We start from the raw sequence: 15,849 nt of genomic DNA on the forward strand, positions 1-15,849 counted from the left end.
TAACGGAACAAAATTCTTCCAGTTATTCCCGCACCGCTTTTTCGTTTATAATAGAAGAAAGATAACCACCTTGAACGCCAAGCTCAGAAAGGCGGTGCCTCCGATGAAACTGTTCTTGTCAAAAATCCGCGAAGTGCTGCATGCGGTCCTTCCTATCATCGCAATCGTCCTGTTGCTGCATGCCACCTTGACGCCGCTGACTGCATTGCAGCTACAGCGTTTTCTGCTGGGTGCCTTCTGCATCACCGCCGGACTCTCTATTTTTCTGCACGGTATCGATTTCAGCGTCAGCATGATCGGAAAAGCGATGGGGCGGACGTTTTCCAAGACCGCCAACCTCATCCTGCTTGCCGGTGCCGGTTTGGCGCTCGGTTTCATCATTTCCATCGCGGAGCCGGATTTGCACATCCTGGCTGGGCAAGTCGAACGTCTGACGGCCGGCACTGTCGAAAAATGGAGCATCATCCTTGTCGTATCGCTCGGCATCGCCGCGCTGTTGGCACTCGGGCTGATCCGGATCGTCCGTAACATCGTCCTGCACAAGCTGCTGATCGGGCTGTACGCCGTCGTATTCATCCTCGCGCTGAACGCTTCCGATGAATTTCTCGCCATCGCCTTCGACGCATCCGGCGCGACGACCGGCGCCATGACGGTACCGTTCATCATGGCGATTGCTCTCGGAGTCACGCTGCTGCGCAAGGACAATCTCGCCGCCAACACCGAAGGCTTCGGTCTGATTGGTGTTGTCTCGGTCGGCCCGATCCTCGCTATTCTCCTGATGGATCGCATCGCGGGCGGAAGCATCACGCCCCCTGACGCTCCGATCGACACCCTGAAAACAACCAGCCTGCTGTCACCATTCCTCGAAAAAATCCCGATTGTTGCTGCAGAAGTCCTGCTTGCACTGTTGCCGATCACGCTCATCTTCCTCCTGATGCAGCGCTATTCCTTCCGCCTCTCACGCCGAAATATCTCGTGGATCCTCTACGGCCTGCTGCTGACCTACATCGGCCTCTTCCTGTTCCTCCTCGGCGCCCAAGCCGGCTTCATGGACATCGGCCGAACGATCGGTTTCCGCGTCGCGTCATTGGAAAATAAGCAATATTTGCTTGCGACCGGCTTCGTGCTCGGTTTGGTCACCGTCTTGGCGGAACCAGCCGTCCATGTCCTGACGTACCAAATCGAGGAGGTCACGGAGGGTGCTGTCACACGGAATGCCGTCAAGATCGTGCTCTCCATCGGCATCGGGACAGCCATCGCCTTAGCGATGGTGCGCATCATTTTTCCGGCTATCCAACTCTGGCACATTCTTCTGCCGGGCTACCTCATTGCGCTGACACTGACAATTTTCGTCCCGAAAATGTTCGTTGGCATCGCCTTCGATTCCGGCGGCGTCGCATCCGGACCGATGACAGCGACATTCATCCTCTCATTCGTCCAAGGCGCCGCCAGCGCAACGGCCGGAGACAACCTCATCTCCAACAGCTTCGGCATGATCGCCCTCGTCGCCATGACCCCGATCATCGCCGTGCAAGTGCTGGGGATTGTGTACAAGCTGCGCGCCAATCGCAGCAGGGAAACGGATAGATGAAGCACAAAAATACCAGAGAGTCTACTATGTCGGCTGAACGCATAACGGATAATGCCGAACAGCCGACGAAAACGTGATGTGTCGACTGAACGACGAGCGAAGAATACCGAAGAGCCGACACCCGCATGATGTGTCGGCTGAACGAGAAGCGGAGTCCGCCGAACAGCCGACGCCAGCGTGCTATGTCGACTGAACGAAGTACGTAGGATATCGAATGGCCGACAACGACGTCCACGCACTATGTATGTCAGGCTAACGCCCTTCGAAAGCACAAAACACCCTAGGGAGATATACGCTCCCTTTAAATGTACGAATAACCAGGCGGCCACCTCATCCATCATTGGAGAGGCGGCTGCCTGGTTTGCTAAGTATTCTCTATTTTTGCTTTCGGTACTGCTCCGGGGTAAGATCAGTGAATTTTTTGAATACTCTGTAAAAATATTTCTCGTTATCGTATCCGACTATCCTAGAAATCGTCGCAGCCCGGCGATTGGTCGTTTGTAGTAGCGTTTTGGCAGCATCGATCCGCAGGCCGTTCAAGTAGTCGACGTATTTCATTCCGGTTTTTTCTTTGAATAAGGTCGACAGATAGGAACTGTTGATGTAAAAAATATCCGAAAGAAAATCCAGCGTGATCGGATCGGCATAATGGATATCCAGATAGTCCTTGACGTTAGCGATGATATCCTGGGAAGAATACAAGTTTTCATAGGACATCGACTTGGCGATATTTCCTAAAAACTCTAGGAAATAAGTGCTGATGTCCATAAACGTGAAGAGTCGTTCCATCACTTCCTGATGAATTTCCGGATAGGTATAATTCGATTGCATGCGGTAATAATCATCCAGGAATTGCTTTGATTTTTCGATCAAGGACAGGCCGATATCCTTCAGATCGAAAAGCGTCGCGCCTTCACTGAAATAGGCCGTTTCGAAGTACTCGCGCAATTTCTCCTTCAGCACGCTTTCCTTGCCGGTCTCCAGATAATACATTAGTTCAGAGATATGCGGAAAAGAATATTTTTCGTTTATGATAGTACTGTCATAATAAAAAAGGGTAGGTTGACTATCATATTTCCGTGAATTCAACGCGTCGATACAATTCTGATAATAAGAACCGAATGCTGTGGCCTCCATCACTGGGCTGCTTATGCCCAAAAATGTACTCTCAGGCAAGCCACTGATGAGGTCCATAATTTTTGATTTTTCGACAATCGAAAAACGGGTCAGCTCATATTTAGGGATAGGCTCCGAAAAAATCGCGGATTGAGTTAACCGCTCCAACGAATCTTTCGGATCGCGGCAGACGGACAGGACCAGATAGTACTGGTTCGGAGAAGGAATCATCTTCTGCAGAGCCTTCATACCCAATTCCGTTTGATGGCCAATGATAGTGCTGATAATCACTTCATTTTCGTTGTTTTTTTTCGATTTATTGTTTTCCAGAATCGCAATCACATCCAGTAGGGATTTTTGGATATCCTCCCGGCTGAATGGCTTCAGGATATAGTTGATGGCATTTGCTTGGATCGCTTTCTGGAGATAAGAAAAATTCTGATAGCCGGAAATGACGATGATCGGCATCTCAGGAAAGTGTTTCTTCAGATAATCAAGAAACTGGACGCCGTCATATTCCGGCATATCTATGTCCGTGATAACAAAATCGACGGGATTTGCTTCCAAATAGGTGAGGGCTTCCTTGCCGTTGCCCGCTTCGAAGGCGCATTGGATAGCTAAATCCAATTTTTCGATTTTCTTTAAAGTCCCTTTTCTGATTAGGATTTCATCATCCGCAATTAAAAACTGATACATATTTTAGTTCACCGCTTCCTTGAAAGGTAAATGAATGATGACTATTGTGCCTTTTTCTTTATGGCTATAGACCGTAATACCGTAGTCGTCACCACTGAAATTTTTGATCCGTGCTTCGATATTGATCAGACCGATATGGGCTGTCTTTTCCCGCACCAATGTCGATGCTTGATGCAGCTCAGCATGCAATTTATATAGCGTGTTCTCGCTCATTCCCATGCCATTGTCGGATACATAAAGATACAGATCATCTTCGAAAATTGCGGCGGAAATCCTTATTTTCCCATCGAATCCGCCTTTGTTCATTCCATGATAGATAGCATTTTCCACCAACGGCTGCAGGATGATTTTGGGCACTGTCGCAGCGAGGATCTTCTCGCTGGTGATGTTATTGCGGTAGTTGATTGCGTGTTGGTAACGGATTTCCTGGATATGCAGAAAATCCTCGACGTTCTGCAATTCCTCAGCTACTGTGGCCTCGTTGATGAAGCCATTGGAGGCGTAACGGAACATATTTGATAAGGAAAGTGTCATGACCGATATTTCATCTATCTCTTCTATCTCAGCCAAGGAGTTGATCGATTCCAGCGTATTATAAAGGAAATGCGAGTCGATCTGGTTCTTGTAAACGTTCAGCTCAGATTTCAGCAGCGACTGCTCCGAATTGAGTTTATCGATCAGAAACGCATCCAGTGTCTCCAACATGTTGCGGTATTCCTGATAGAGGATTCCAATTTCATCCGATCTGTTCTCGTATTTGTTTGCTCGGAAATGATAGTTCGTCGTCTGCTTTTTTCGCATCAGACTGGATAAATTGACGATCGGTGTAGTGAACAAGTTCGAGAAGCGGGTGGATGTCAAGTAAATGGCGATAAAGAGAAGAACCAAAATGATGAACAGGTTACGCAGCAGTGTTTTGAATAATTCTGCATACTCACTGTTGTCGATAGTCACGGCCAGCAGGATGGGTTGGCGATTGAGATTGATTGTGGTCTCCAACTGACTCGTGTCGGTAATCAGCTCATCGGAAGCGGCTGTGTAGAGCACCGCATCATTTTTCGTTTCGGTCAATTGGAATCCGATTACTTTATCCGGGAAATTCTGGGAAATGAAATCAAAAAATTCAGGCTCGCAATTCACTACGAGCGTTCCGAGCAGTTCCTTTGAATAAAAATCATAGATGGTCCTGGAAAAGAAGAGTGTCGGATCTGCACCGGCATTGATGATCGCCCGATCCTCCTTGGCCACGGAAATATTCAGGTTTCCTTTCGCTTCGAGTGTTTCCCGGTACCACTCACTCATAAGCGGATTATACCCGTAGGAAAAGTCCTTTTGCGTATTCGAATAAGAAATGATTTCGCCATTCGGCAGGATGATGGCCATAAAATTGATATAATCCATCCGATAGATCACGGTCCGGAAAATGCCTTCAAGCTCTTCGGATGAATAGAAAAGGTTCTCCGGTGTATAGGCCTCCTCATTGGCATATTTCCGCAAATCCGTCATCAAATCGTACGAACTTTTCGAGAAAAATTGCACCTTTTCGGTGAGTATATCGATGTCGTTAATCTTCTCCTCAATGATGGAGGCGCTCCGGTTCAACGAATTTTTTGTATTCGCTTCCAAATCCTGGGAAGAAAAATGATAGTACATCCCGAAGGAAAGAAATGAGATCACCAACAAAGATACTGTTGCAATCACAAAAATCGCGAGGCTGAGTTGTTTGTTTATTCGCATGCAGAAACCTCCTAATGCATAATCCAAAAAAAGTATACCATGAAATGAGAAAAAAAATTACTCAATCTAAATTATGATAAGACTATAAAAGAAATGGAGGAATCAAAATGAAAAGGATTTTACGTTTGTCGGCTTTGGCTATGGCATCAATGAGCGTGCTTGCTGCTTGTGGGAACGGTGGCGGCAGCACCGATGATTCTGCAGCAGATAGTGGCGAAAATACCATCACGGTAATGGCTTCCGGGGTGAAAGACGGGTCACAGGGAGTATTTTTGGAATCATTCAAAGAGTTGGTCGAAAAACAATACCCTGACTATACTGTCGAAACGACGCTTTTGCCGGATGACCAGTATTACACAGCTTTGAAAAGTAAGCTATCCACCGGTCAATCTCCTGATTTGTTTTTAGTACAACCTAAGAAAGCCAGCGCAAGTTCCGTTGAAGAAATGGCAGAAGCGGGCTATATCGAAGATCTTTCTGATCTGGATAATTGGGACAACCTGATCGATCAAGCGAAAGCTGATATGTCCTATGAAGGTAAGCCGTACGCCTTGTCAAGCAGTGTCGGGGTACTGGGAACATGGTACAACAAGGACTTGTTCGAGCAGAACAACATCGCGATTCCGACAAACTGGCAAGAATTCCTGGAAGCCTGCGAACAACTGAAGGCAGCCGGCATCACACCAATCGTGATGGGCGACAAGGATTCCTACATGATCCAATTCGGGATGTACCAGGTTGCAGCCAACCAAGTGTATCCTGAAAATGCAGATTTCGATAACCAACTCTATACAGGCGATACAAAATTCACGGACCAAGCCTGGGTCAACACAATCACAATGTACAAAGAATTATACGACAAAGGCTATGTGACCGACAACTCGCTTGGCTTGGGCCAACCGCAGGCGCAACAGTTGTTTATGGATCAAAAAGCAGCGATGCTCTTTGACGGCGACTTCAGCTATCCGGCTTTGGAAGATGCTGCCTTTAACCTTGGCTTTATGGGAATGCCGGCTAATGATGAAGGGGAAACTTACATTGCAGCCGCAACGGGAGCTGGTTATGCAATCAGTTCACAGAGTGAGCACAAAGATATGCTGAAGGATGTTTTCAACGAAATGACGGATGGATCGTCCGAATTGCACCAGGCTTGGGCTGCGACAGCTACCTCGTTTTCAACCTATAAAGGGGTAGAGCTGAGCAATGAAGTGTTCGCCGATGTCGTGCCAGCATTTGAAGCAGGCCAATCCTTCTACTGGTGTAACCAAGCGTGGCCAGCCGGTACAGAAACGGAAATGCAATCTAAATTCAGCGAGATGATCGGAACAGGCAAAGTTACGCCTGAAGAAGTTGCTGAAGCAATGCAGAAGAAATTTGAAGAACTTAAATAGACGAACTTGAATAGATCAAAGCTTGTTCTGGAGGGGCCCAAAAAAGCCTCTTCGGAACATTCTTTATAAAGGAAGGATGAATCATAAAATGGAACTGAAGCAAACGACAACAGCCGCTCCAAAAAGGAAGGCAATCAGCTTCCTGTTCAAAAAGAACCAATCTCTGGTAATGAATAACCGCATGTATCTGTTTGTTATTCCTGCTCTGGCGGTATTCGGCACCTTTTGGATCTGGCCTTTTCTGAAGCTGTTCACCTACAGCGTGACTGATTTCAATGGATTTAACCTGAACTACAATAATGTGGGATTCGACAATTTCAAAGCGATTTTTGAATCCGGTATCCTGTTCAATTCAATCGGGAACACGCTGACTTATACGGCATTGTTGGTGATCGGCGGCAACCTTTTAGCACTTATTTTGGCATTCGCCCTCAACAGCAAAATCAAAGGCATGGCTTTTTACCGATCGGCAGCCTACATTCCGGCACTTTTCAGTGCTATCGTTATCGGATTTGTCTGGAGCTATGTGTATATGCCTGAATCTGGCTTGATCGCCTCCATAATGAACCTGTTCGGACTGGACGGAAGTAGCTTCAATGTCCTTGGAGACTACGGCAAAGCCCTCTACGGAATCACGCTCGTCGATGTCTGGAAAAACGTAGGGCAGACGATGATCATTTACTTGGCGGGTCTGCAGACGATCGATGACTCCGTTCTGGAATCCGCTGAAATGGATGGCTGCACCGGTTGGCAAGCAATCCGTCACGTCAAAATACCTTTGTTGGCGCCTTCCATCACGATCAATGTCATCCTGAACGTCATCAACGGCCTGAAAGCTTTTGACTATCCTTTCATCATGACAAACGGGGGACCTGGGGATTCGACGAACACCTTGATGTTCTCGATTTACAAGATGGCCTTCACGGAACAACAATTCGGCAAAGCAGCCGCCTTTTCGGTAGTCTCGTTTATCGTCATCATTGCGATAACGGCAGTGCTGCTAGTATTTATGTCCAAGAAAGAGAGTGAGATGGAATGAGTAAAAAATCCAGCAATTTAGCAGTCCACATCGGCTTGAGCCTATTCTTATTGGTTACCTTATCACCTCTAGCCATTGCCTTATCGACTTCCTTGAAAAGCCCAGGGGATACGTCTTCGCCCTTGATGCTGTTTTCGGACATTTCCTTCGAAAGCTATCGTATGGCATTTGAAAAGATGAATTTTATGACGTCGTTCATGAACAGTTTGATTACGACGATAGGCAGTGTTGTGATCGTCGTCCTTTTGGCGGCGATGGCAGCCTACCCATTAGGAAGGATCAACAGCAAACTGAGCAAAGCGCTCTACATCCTGTTTATATCCGGCTTGGTCATTCCAGGGCAAATGGTTATCATTCCGATTGCGCAAGTGTTCAGCACAATCGGCATCCCAAGCAACCGGTTCACGCCTATGATCATGTTCATCACCTGCAGCATCCCGTTCTCGACTTTTCTGTACACGGGGTTCATGCGCAGTGTCCCTCCCGAAATAGAAGAATCAGCTTATTTGGACGGAGCCAATCTCTTCACACGCTTTTTCCGGATCGTCTTCCCTTTGCTTGTGCCAGCGACCGTTTCCGTCGTGATCACGCAAGGCATCTGGATCTGGAACGATTATTTCTATCCGCTGATTTTCGTAAATAAACAGGCTGAAATGAGCCTGCCGGTCACGATGCTGAACTTCTTAGGAGATAAGGAGAATCCCGCCCAGTGGAGCGTCCTCTTCGCCGCCTGTATTTTGTGCGCCATTCCATTGATTACGCTATTCTCATTACTGCAGAAGTATTTCATAGGCGGCATCTCGGCAGGCGCAGTGAAAGGATGATGAATCGTGAATGACCGACTGATAAAACTGATGGGATTGTTCGATTTCTTTTATCGGGTGATCATCCTGAACACCCTGTTTCTGGTGACGAACGCCTTCTTTTTCCAAGTATACTTCCTATTTGATTTCAAAGTCGTGTTCTTCCCAATCTATCTGTTGACCAGCCTCACGCTATTGCCCAGCATTCTGGCCTTGCTGCGCACGGCGCACACGTTGAAAGGGGAGAACAGCTCCGGCATCTTCGGGATCTACCTGAGGGAGCTACGGTTTACGTTGAGGAAAGAAATGCATCTGTCAGCGCTTTTGACTCTGGCTTTCTACCTCGGCCTGACCACCCTTTATGTGTCAGCCGTGACCGGCCCAATCACGTATCTGCTATATGCGATGAACATCGTATTAATCGTCTTTGAAATAAGCTTCGGCATCAATCTCGCCAGAGAAGCCGTTTCGTTCAAAGGACAGAATCTATTGAAGCAAGCTCTGGCGACATACCTGTCGAATTTCCTGAAGAATGCAGCCGTGTTGATGATGATTGCCTTAGGCGTTTTTGTTTCCTTCAAGCTGTCCTATATGGCGATCATCTTGGTTTTCGGGGCAGCCATCATGTGCCTGCACGGCCTATTTCATAACAGCAGAAAGGACCTAACCAAATATGGAGTTCCAAACCAACCCTGACATCCGTTTTATTACCAATGAAACTTTCGAAGAGAAAATTAAACAGATCGAAATTGACATGTACCACGAACAAGTGATGCCAAAACGGATCGTCGCTGCAACGCCGGCGTCCACGTCCGCAAACGAGCTGGTCGAAGTGACCAGATACGATTCCAGCGAAGGTATCCGGATGGACCGCAAAGAGCAGGTAATCGTAGACTTCGGCGAGCACTGCGTCGGAAGGGTGTCGCTTGCAATCACGTCCTTAGGTAGCCCGCCGGACGCACCCGCAAAATTGCGGCTATCCTTCGGCGAAACGCCGATTGAAGTGACCCGTTCGTTCGACAGCTACAAAGGCGAGCTGAGCGCTTCTTGGCTTCAGGAAGAATTGTTGACGATCGATGTGCTTCCGGAAACGATGGAGCTCAAACGCAGATTCGCCTTCCGCTACCTGAAAATCGAAGTGGTGGATACGTCCCCTAAATACCAGATCAACCTGAAATTGAGCTGCACAACGGAAAGCTCCGCCGACAAGGCAAAAATGAAGCGATTGGAAACCGACGATCAGTTGCTTCAGGAAATCGACCGGATTTCGCAAAAAACGCTTATGCAATGCATGCAGGACGTATTCGAGGACGGCCCGAAACGGGACCGACGCTTATGGCTGGGTGATCTGAGGTTGCAGGCTTTGGCGAACTATGCAATTTTCGGAGCGAATGACCTGGTTAAAAAGTGCCTCTACCTTTTTGCGGCCCAAACGACCAGCGAGGGCCAAGTTTCCGCCAATGTCTTCATCGAGCCGCGATTGATTCCGGACGATACCTTCTTGGCGGACTACAGCCTGTTCTTCATCGACACTTTACTTGATTATTACCGCGAAACGAAAGACAAACAAACGTTGACCGATCTCTATGCCACAGCCGTTGCGCAACTGCGTGTGTTGGAAAGTAGTATCTTGCCGAACGGAAAAATCGACGTGCCGCAAGGCTGGTGGGCTTTCATCGACTGGAACGAACCGTTGGACAAACAAATCGCTATCCAAGGAATTTTCATTTACTCCTATAAACGATTGAAAGAATTGGCTACTTTTATGGAAGTCAATAAATTAGTGGGTGAGCTGGACGACAAAATCAAAATTCTGGAGCAGTATGCGTTGACCACCTATTACGATGAAGAAAAAGGCTTGTTCGTGGATCCGGCGAGCGGACAGATAGCTATTCCGTCGCAGACTTGGATGCTGTTAGCCGAAATCGGCGATACGGAACTGCGCAAGAATGTGTTGGGAAATTTGCTGGCTTTGGATGATGAACGGGTTGTCGGGTGCAACTCGCCTTATATGTACCACCATTATGTGGAAGCGTTGTTGCAAGAAGGATTCCGCGAAGAAGCCATCCGCATCATCAAACTGTACTGGGGCGGTATGGTCGAAAACGGCGCCGATACCTTCTGGGAAGTCTACTATCCCGAAGACGTCACATTCTCGCCGTACGGAGACGAAATGATCAACAGCTATTGCCACGCATGGAGCTGCACGCCTTGCTATTTGTTCCGAAAATATGGGATAGTCTGAAAAATAACATTATAAAAAAAAGTATCGAACAGGCAGCCGTATAATCCAGAAAAACATGAATGTCGGCTGAACGAAGAACGAATGTTACCGAAGAGCCGACGGAATCCTGATGTGTGGACTGAACGAAAAGCGGAGAACACCGAACAGTCGACGCCCGCGCAATGTGTTGACTAAACGAGGAGTGAACAATACCGAACAGTCGACATGAAGAAAAATCGTCGACTGAACGAAGGGAAAAGGATAACAAACAGCCGAGATAGGGCATGTATGGCAGTCGGGCTAACGCCCATCGGAAGCACACAATACCCTAGAACAACATATCTGATCTTCATACAGACAAAACACAGGCAGCCACCTCTCCAACAAGGGATGAGAGAGCTGCCTTTTTTAGTACGTATAAATCTGAAAAGCACGTATGTCGGCTGAACGAAAAGCTAAAAATACCGAATAGCCGACACCCGTGTGATGTGTCGACTGAACGCAGAGCGTAGGATTCTGAATAGCCGACGCCCACGTAATGTGTTGACTGAACGAGGAGTGAAGAATACCGAACAGTCGACAAAAATAAAAATCGTCGACTGAACGAAGGGCAAAGGAAAACAAACAGCCGACGGATGATGCGGCACCACACCTCGTTTACGTAGAAACATACTTTGGGTTCCATAAATAATAACCGCTGCCTCTAATATAGAAGCTTTACAGCACATTATGCGTATATTACCTTCGAAAAGAAATAGTGGAGGCGGATGTATTGGCATTTAAGGAACGCGCAAAATCTATGAATTTACGTATTTATGAAATTTTAGCGAGCCGTATGCGATTGGATAAAGAAGATTATTATTACTACCTCAATCTGAAAAAAGGATATGAGGGTGAGTGCCGATTTGATGGTCTGACAGAAAAGCTGGGGGCAAAATGTATTATTCTGAATGATTTGCAGCTGGAAATTAGACGTTCTTCATTACAAATAGACGCGTTGTTAATTTGTGAAGGAAAAATAGTGTTATATGAAATCAAAAATTACAGTGGGGTACACCACTGGGGACCGGAAGAATTTACGAAGCAATCTGGCACTACTTTGGAAAATCCTTCCCTTCAGCTAACGAAAACAAAAGTAAGGCTGAGGAAGCTGCTGAAGAGCTTGGGCTATTCGATGGAAATTGAAGCATTCATAGTATACGTAAATCCAGAATTTTCAATCTGGGGAGCTCCATATGAGGGTGACAGCATTCTTCCTGGGCAGATTTCGGAGCATTTCCGTGAACTGCAAAATATGAAACCCGTAACAAATCCGGAATTGGAAAAGTTGGCGCAAGCACTTGTCGAATGCCATGATCCTGAGTACCCAAGCAAATTGATCAAATATGAGTACGAAAAAATGAATAAAGGCATTATTTGCCCAACATGTGGGTTGCTCGTGCATAACTTTTGTGGGCGTTCCCATATGTGTGAACGCTGTGGGAAAAAGATGATCATACAAAAAGCCATCAGCAACAGCATTTCGGATTTCCATACGCTCTTTCCAAATGAAAAAATGACAACAAAACGTTTGGCGGATTGGTGTGGCACGGAAGATACAAATCGCGTCTATAAGATTTTGAAGCGGGAATATCAGGCTGCAGGAAGCGAGAGTTGCAGATACTATATCCCAGTGAATGAAAAGCCGACGTCGGCGAGATATGTCGGCTGAACGAAGGGCGAAGAATGCCGAAAAGCCGACACCGGCGAGGTATGTCGGCTGAACGAGAAGCGGAAGATACCGAATAGCCGACGTCGGCGAGATATGTCGGCTGAACGAAGGGCGGAAGATATCGAAGAGCCGACACCTATGTGATGTGTCGGCAGAACGAAGAGTGGAGATAACGAAGGACCAACGCGGGCTCCGGCCGGCTGTACGCGCAGCGTGATAAACATTTCTTCCTTTTAAGCAATAAACATTTTGTATATATTAAAGATATCATAAAAAGACTTTTAAAAGATTTTTAAACGGTGTATACTGGGATAAACTAAGGAGATGATAGAAATGAACTTTAAAATTCTTGACGTCCCGACCACTTCCATATCTGAAGTGAAAAAATCCCCAACCATTGTATTTAAAAAAGCTAAGGAAGAAAACACGCCTGTCTATGTTTTTAATCGTGGAGCTGTTGCGGGCGTTATGCTGACGCAGGAACAGTACGAATCTTTGACAAACGAAATCGAAGTATTACATGAGCGAGTATTGGACTTAGAAGTAGAGAAACGCTTAGTTATCAAAGATTTAGAACTATATTCGGATGAAGAAGTCCGTGGCGCCAACGCCGATCAGTTTCGTACCATAGATGAGAATGATGGGTGGGAGTAGTTTGTGCATAAGATAGAGTGGACGGCGTTATCAAAGCAGGATTACGATTCTCTGGATGGAAGTCAGAAGATTTTCGTGGACAAAGCGATTGCAAGGATTAAAGAATTTGGCATGCAAGCAGGACAGGCATTACACGGTTCACTGAGCGAGTGCAGGAAGTTGAAGAACAAAAAAATGGGGCTTCGAATTGTATTTCGGGAGGCAAATGGCAAAATCGAGGTTATCCAGATAGTCGCAATCGGCAAACGCGACAAAAAAGAGGTATACACAGCAGCGGAAAATAGAATCAATGCTGAGTAGCTATAGATAAAATTGCTAAACACACTGAAGAAACTTCTTGATATGGATAAGTCGATCGCCAGTGTCGGAAATCGGAGAACACCGAAGAGCCGACGCCTGGGCGATATGTCGGCCGAACGAAGAACGAAGAATGCCGAAAAGCCGACGCCGGTGAGATGTGTCGGCTGAACAAGAAGCGGAAGATACCGAAGAGCCGACGCTGTTGCGGTATGTCGGCTGAAAGAAGAGCGAAGAATGCCGAAGAGCCGACGCCTGAGCGATGTGTCGGCTGAACAAGAAGCGGAAGATACCGAAGAGCCGACGCTGTTGCGATATGTCGGCCGAACGAAGAACGAAGAATGCCGAAGAGCCGACACCTGAGCGATGTGTCAACTGAACGAGAAGCAGAAGATACCGAAGAGATCGCTCTTCTGTCGGGCGTTAGCCCATGAGTGTATCTGATTTACCTGAGAGAAACCACATCTGTCAGGCTATCCCCCATCGAAAGCACAAAACACCCGAGAACAACATACATGCTCTTCAACTTTACAAAACACAAAACCCCAGGCAGCCGCCTCTACCACGTTGGGAGAGGCGGCTGCCTGGGGGTTGTTCATTCAGCAATAAACTCTTACTATTACTGATTTTCCATAGCGCTTTGACGGCTCAGGCTGTTCTCGTATACTTTGAAGAATGGGTAGTAAATGAAGATACTTAGTATTACAAGTCCAAAATAGAAGAGAACGTTTCTGAAGTCCATCGTGGCTAAGTAAGCTTGCGCAAAGAAGGGCGTAAAGGACGGATCGATAATATAGCCCATCGAAATGATGCCTGCTACTTGGGCATAATAAGTCAAAACCAGATTGATGATCGGTGTCAGCAGGAAAGGAATCGCCAAGATTGGATTAAAGACAATCGGCAAACCAAAAATCACGGGCTCGTTGATACCACAGATGCCTGGGATGATGGAAATTTTGCTCAACGTCTTCAGATGAACCAACTTGCTGCGCAGCATCAATATGATCAAGCCCAATGTTCCGCCGGCACCGCCCAAAACAGAAATTCTGAACATCTGCAGGTTCATGGCAACCGTAGCTTCTTGACCGCTGGCAATCAATTCACTATTGATACCGGTATTTGTGATTCCGATTGAAAACACGATCGGGAAAATGATGGAGGTCCCGTTGATTCCGAAAAGCCATAAAAAATTCCCGAATGTGACGATTGCGATGAATCCCCATAGGTTTCCCGAAAAACTTAAGGCAGGAGTCAGCAACAACATGATGAATTGCGGGAAGGTGCTGCCGGTCAATGCGATAATAAGTACATTTAATCCGTAAATCAGAATGATGTTCAAAAATAAAGGCAGCATCGAATTGACGAACGCGGTGACAGCCGGAGGAACCGTATCCGGCATAGAAATCTTCCAGTTCCGGACTTCCACCAACCGGGATACTTCCACGACGATCAATCCGATGATGATGGCAACGAATAATCCGTTTGTGCCAAGAAACTCAGTGGAAATTTGTCCATCGACGCTGCTTGCAACCACAAGCATAAAGACCGCCAACGAGATCATCCCGTTCATGGCAGCATCCAATTTGTACTCGCGCGCCAAGGAATAGGCGATCCCGAAAGCACAAATCAGACCGAAAATACCCATTGTCATGTTGTAAGGAGCGGTCAGCAGCTCATAGTTTGCGGAAGCAAAGTTTTTCCAGGCGGCCAAAAAGCGCACGAAGATATTTGCTGTCTGTGGGTCATACAGATCCATATTGATGGGAGGGTTGGCAAAGATTAAGAAAAGCGATCCTACAACGATGAAGGGAAGCCCGAACATCATACCCGAGGAAATGGCTTTTAAGTGAATTTGATTACCTATTTTTGTACCTATTGGACTTAACATGCGGTCTAGTTTTTCTAAAAGGGAATCTTTCTTATTCATCACTATGTCTCCTTATTATCCTATATTTGCCAGCTATTGAATACGAATGCGGTCGGAACAGTGTTGTTCGGATCGTATTCTTTCAGTAAAGCTTCGTATTCTTCTTTATAAGTATTCGTCACTTCCATTTGAGGAATGACTTTACTGGCTTCGTGCAGGAAGTGGAATGAATCGCGACCCATTTCCATACCGCGCGTCGTATGCTTATCCAAAGCGAAATCCGGTACCTCAGGAACATATCCCATAGCAAAACTTTTGATGACAATATTTTTCAGCAAATCGGTTGAGCGATCTTTTTCAGATTCAGTCAGAACACGGATTGCGTGAAAGAAAAACATTGCCCGATCGGATTCATTGTAGGCAAATTCTTTGCGCATTTGGTTGAAATTGTTGACCATCACTGCTGCATTAGGATTTCCCATGCCGATGTCTTCAACCGAAATGGCCAAGAGTCTGCGCCAGAGCTTTTCTTCGAATTGAGGCGAAGTGATGTACATTTCATATGCAAATTCACAAGCTTCTTTCGTCATACCGCGACGGATGCATTTTTGCAGACTTGAAATGACTTCATCACCGTTCAAATTATTTCGCGTGGTTGTTCTTGCCCACGGATCGGCAATAGATTTTTCTTTCATAGGTATCGTCTCCATTTCTTTTTCTTGT

The 15,849-nt window shown here is 46.6% G+C and carries 13 protein-coding genes and 1 pseudogene; 10 read left to right on the top strand and 4 right to left on the bottom strand.

Going from position 1 to position 15,849, the window contains the following annotated elements; all coding sequences use genetic code 11:
* Nucleotides 1-103 precede the first annotated feature (103 nt).
* A complete protein-coding gene (locus ACKPCD_RS05650; RefSeq protein WP_321434281.1) occupies nt 104-1,591 on the top strand; it encodes a DUF1538 domain-containing protein in 1,488 nt (495 codons plus the stop codon).
* A 375-nt stretch (nt 1,592-1,966) separates the two neighbouring features.
* Here ACKPCD_RS05650 and ACKPCD_RS05655 read toward each other — a convergent pair whose 3' ends face one another.
* Complete coding sequence (locus ACKPCD_RS05655) at nt 1,967-3,403, bottom strand: response regulator transcription factor (protein WP_321434282.1); 1,437 nt, start codon at nt 3,401-3,403, stop codon at nt 1,967-1,969.
* Nucleotides 3,404-3,406: 3 nt separating this feature from the next.
* The gene (locus ACKPCD_RS05660) at nt 3,407-5,140 is read right to left on the bottom strand and encodes a sensor histidine kinase (RefSeq protein WP_321434283.1); all 1,734 of its coding nucleotides are present in this window, start codon (nt 5,138-5,140) and stop codon (nt 3,407-3,409) included.
* A 107-nt stretch (nt 5,141-5,247) separates the two neighbouring features.
* Between ACKPCD_RS05660 and ACKPCD_RS05665 the strand changes: the two genes are divergently transcribed.
* From ACKPCD_RS05665 to ACKPCD_RS05705, 9 genes and pseudogenes are all read left to right on the top strand, one after another.
* Entirely contained in the window at nt 5,248-6,531 is a 1,284-nt protein-coding gene (locus ACKPCD_RS05665) for an ABC transporter substrate-binding protein (RefSeq protein ID WP_321434284.1), read from the top strand.
* An 88-nt stretch (nt 6,532-6,619) separates the two neighbouring features.
* Complete coding sequence (locus ACKPCD_RS05670) at nt 6,620-7,570, top strand: carbohydrate ABC transporter permease (RefSeq protein WP_321434285.1); 951 nt, start codon at nt 6,620-6,622, stop codon at nt 7,568-7,570.
* Entirely contained in the window at nt 7,567-8,394 is an 828-nt protein-coding gene (locus ACKPCD_RS05675) for a carbohydrate ABC transporter permease (protein WP_321434286.1), read from the top strand. The genes ACKPCD_RS05670 and ACKPCD_RS05675 overlap by 4 nt, the downstream gene beginning before the upstream one ends.
* Nucleotides 8,395-8,400: 6 nt before the next feature.
* Complete coding sequence (locus tag ACKPCD_RS05680; RefSeq protein ID WP_321434287.1) at nt 8,401-9,069, top strand: hypothetical protein; 669 nt, start codon at nt 8,401-8,403, stop codon at nt 9,067-9,069.
* A complete protein-coding gene (locus tag ACKPCD_RS05685) occupies nt 9,047-10,618 on the top strand; it encodes an alpha-L-rhamnosidase-related protein (protein WP_321434288.1) in 1,572 nt (523 codons plus the stop codon). The genes ACKPCD_RS05680 and ACKPCD_RS05685 overlap by 23 nt, the downstream gene beginning before the upstream one ends.
* A 751-nt stretch (nt 10,619-11,369) precedes the next feature.
* Nucleotides 11,370-12,308: a nuclease-related domain-containing protein gene (locus ACKPCD_RS05690; RefSeq protein WP_321434289.1), complete on the top strand. Its 939-nt coding sequence runs from the start codon at nt 11,370-11,372 to the stop codon at nt 12,306-12,308.
* Nucleotides 12,309-12,641: 333 nt separating this feature from the next.
* A pseudogene (locus ACKPCD_RS05695) lies at nt 12,642-12,836 on the top strand (type II toxin-antitoxin system Phd/YefM family antitoxin); the annotation flags it as partial.
* Nucleotides 12,837-12,965: 129 nt separating this feature from the next.
* The gene (locus ACKPCD_RS05700; protein ID WP_321434290.1) at nt 12,966-13,262 is read left to right on the top strand and encodes a type II toxin-antitoxin system RelE family toxin; all 297 of its coding nucleotides are present in this window, start codon (nt 12,966-12,968) and stop codon (nt 13,260-13,262) included.
* A gap of 234 nt (nt 13,263-13,496) precedes the next feature.
* Complete coding sequence (locus ACKPCD_RS05705) at nt 13,497-13,622, top strand: hypothetical protein (RefSeq protein ID WP_321434291.1); 126 nt, start codon at nt 13,497-13,499, stop codon at nt 13,620-13,622.
* A gap of 256 nt (nt 13,623-13,878) precedes the next feature.
* Here the strand turns inward: ACKPCD_RS05705 and ACKPCD_RS05710 are convergent, their stop codons facing one another.
* Both ACKPCD_RS05710 and ACKPCD_RS05715 read right to left on the bottom strand, forming a co-directional pair.
* Entirely contained in the window at nt 13,879-15,186 is a 1,308-nt protein-coding gene (locus ACKPCD_RS05710; RefSeq protein ID WP_321434292.1) for a PTS sugar transporter subunit IIC, read from the bottom strand.
* 20 nt (nt 15,187-15,206) lie between these two features.
* Entirely contained in the window at nt 15,207-15,821 is a 615-nt protein-coding gene (locus ACKPCD_RS05715; RefSeq protein ID WP_321434293.1) for an AAA family ATPase, read from the bottom strand.
* Nucleotides 15,822-15,849: the final 28 nt, after the last annotated feature.

Origin of the sequence: Trichococcus flocculiformis (assembly GCF_963662535.1) — a bacterium.
Classification (GTDB): Bacteria; Bacillota; Bacilli; order Lactobacillales; family Aerococcaceae; genus Trichococcus; species Trichococcus flocculiformis.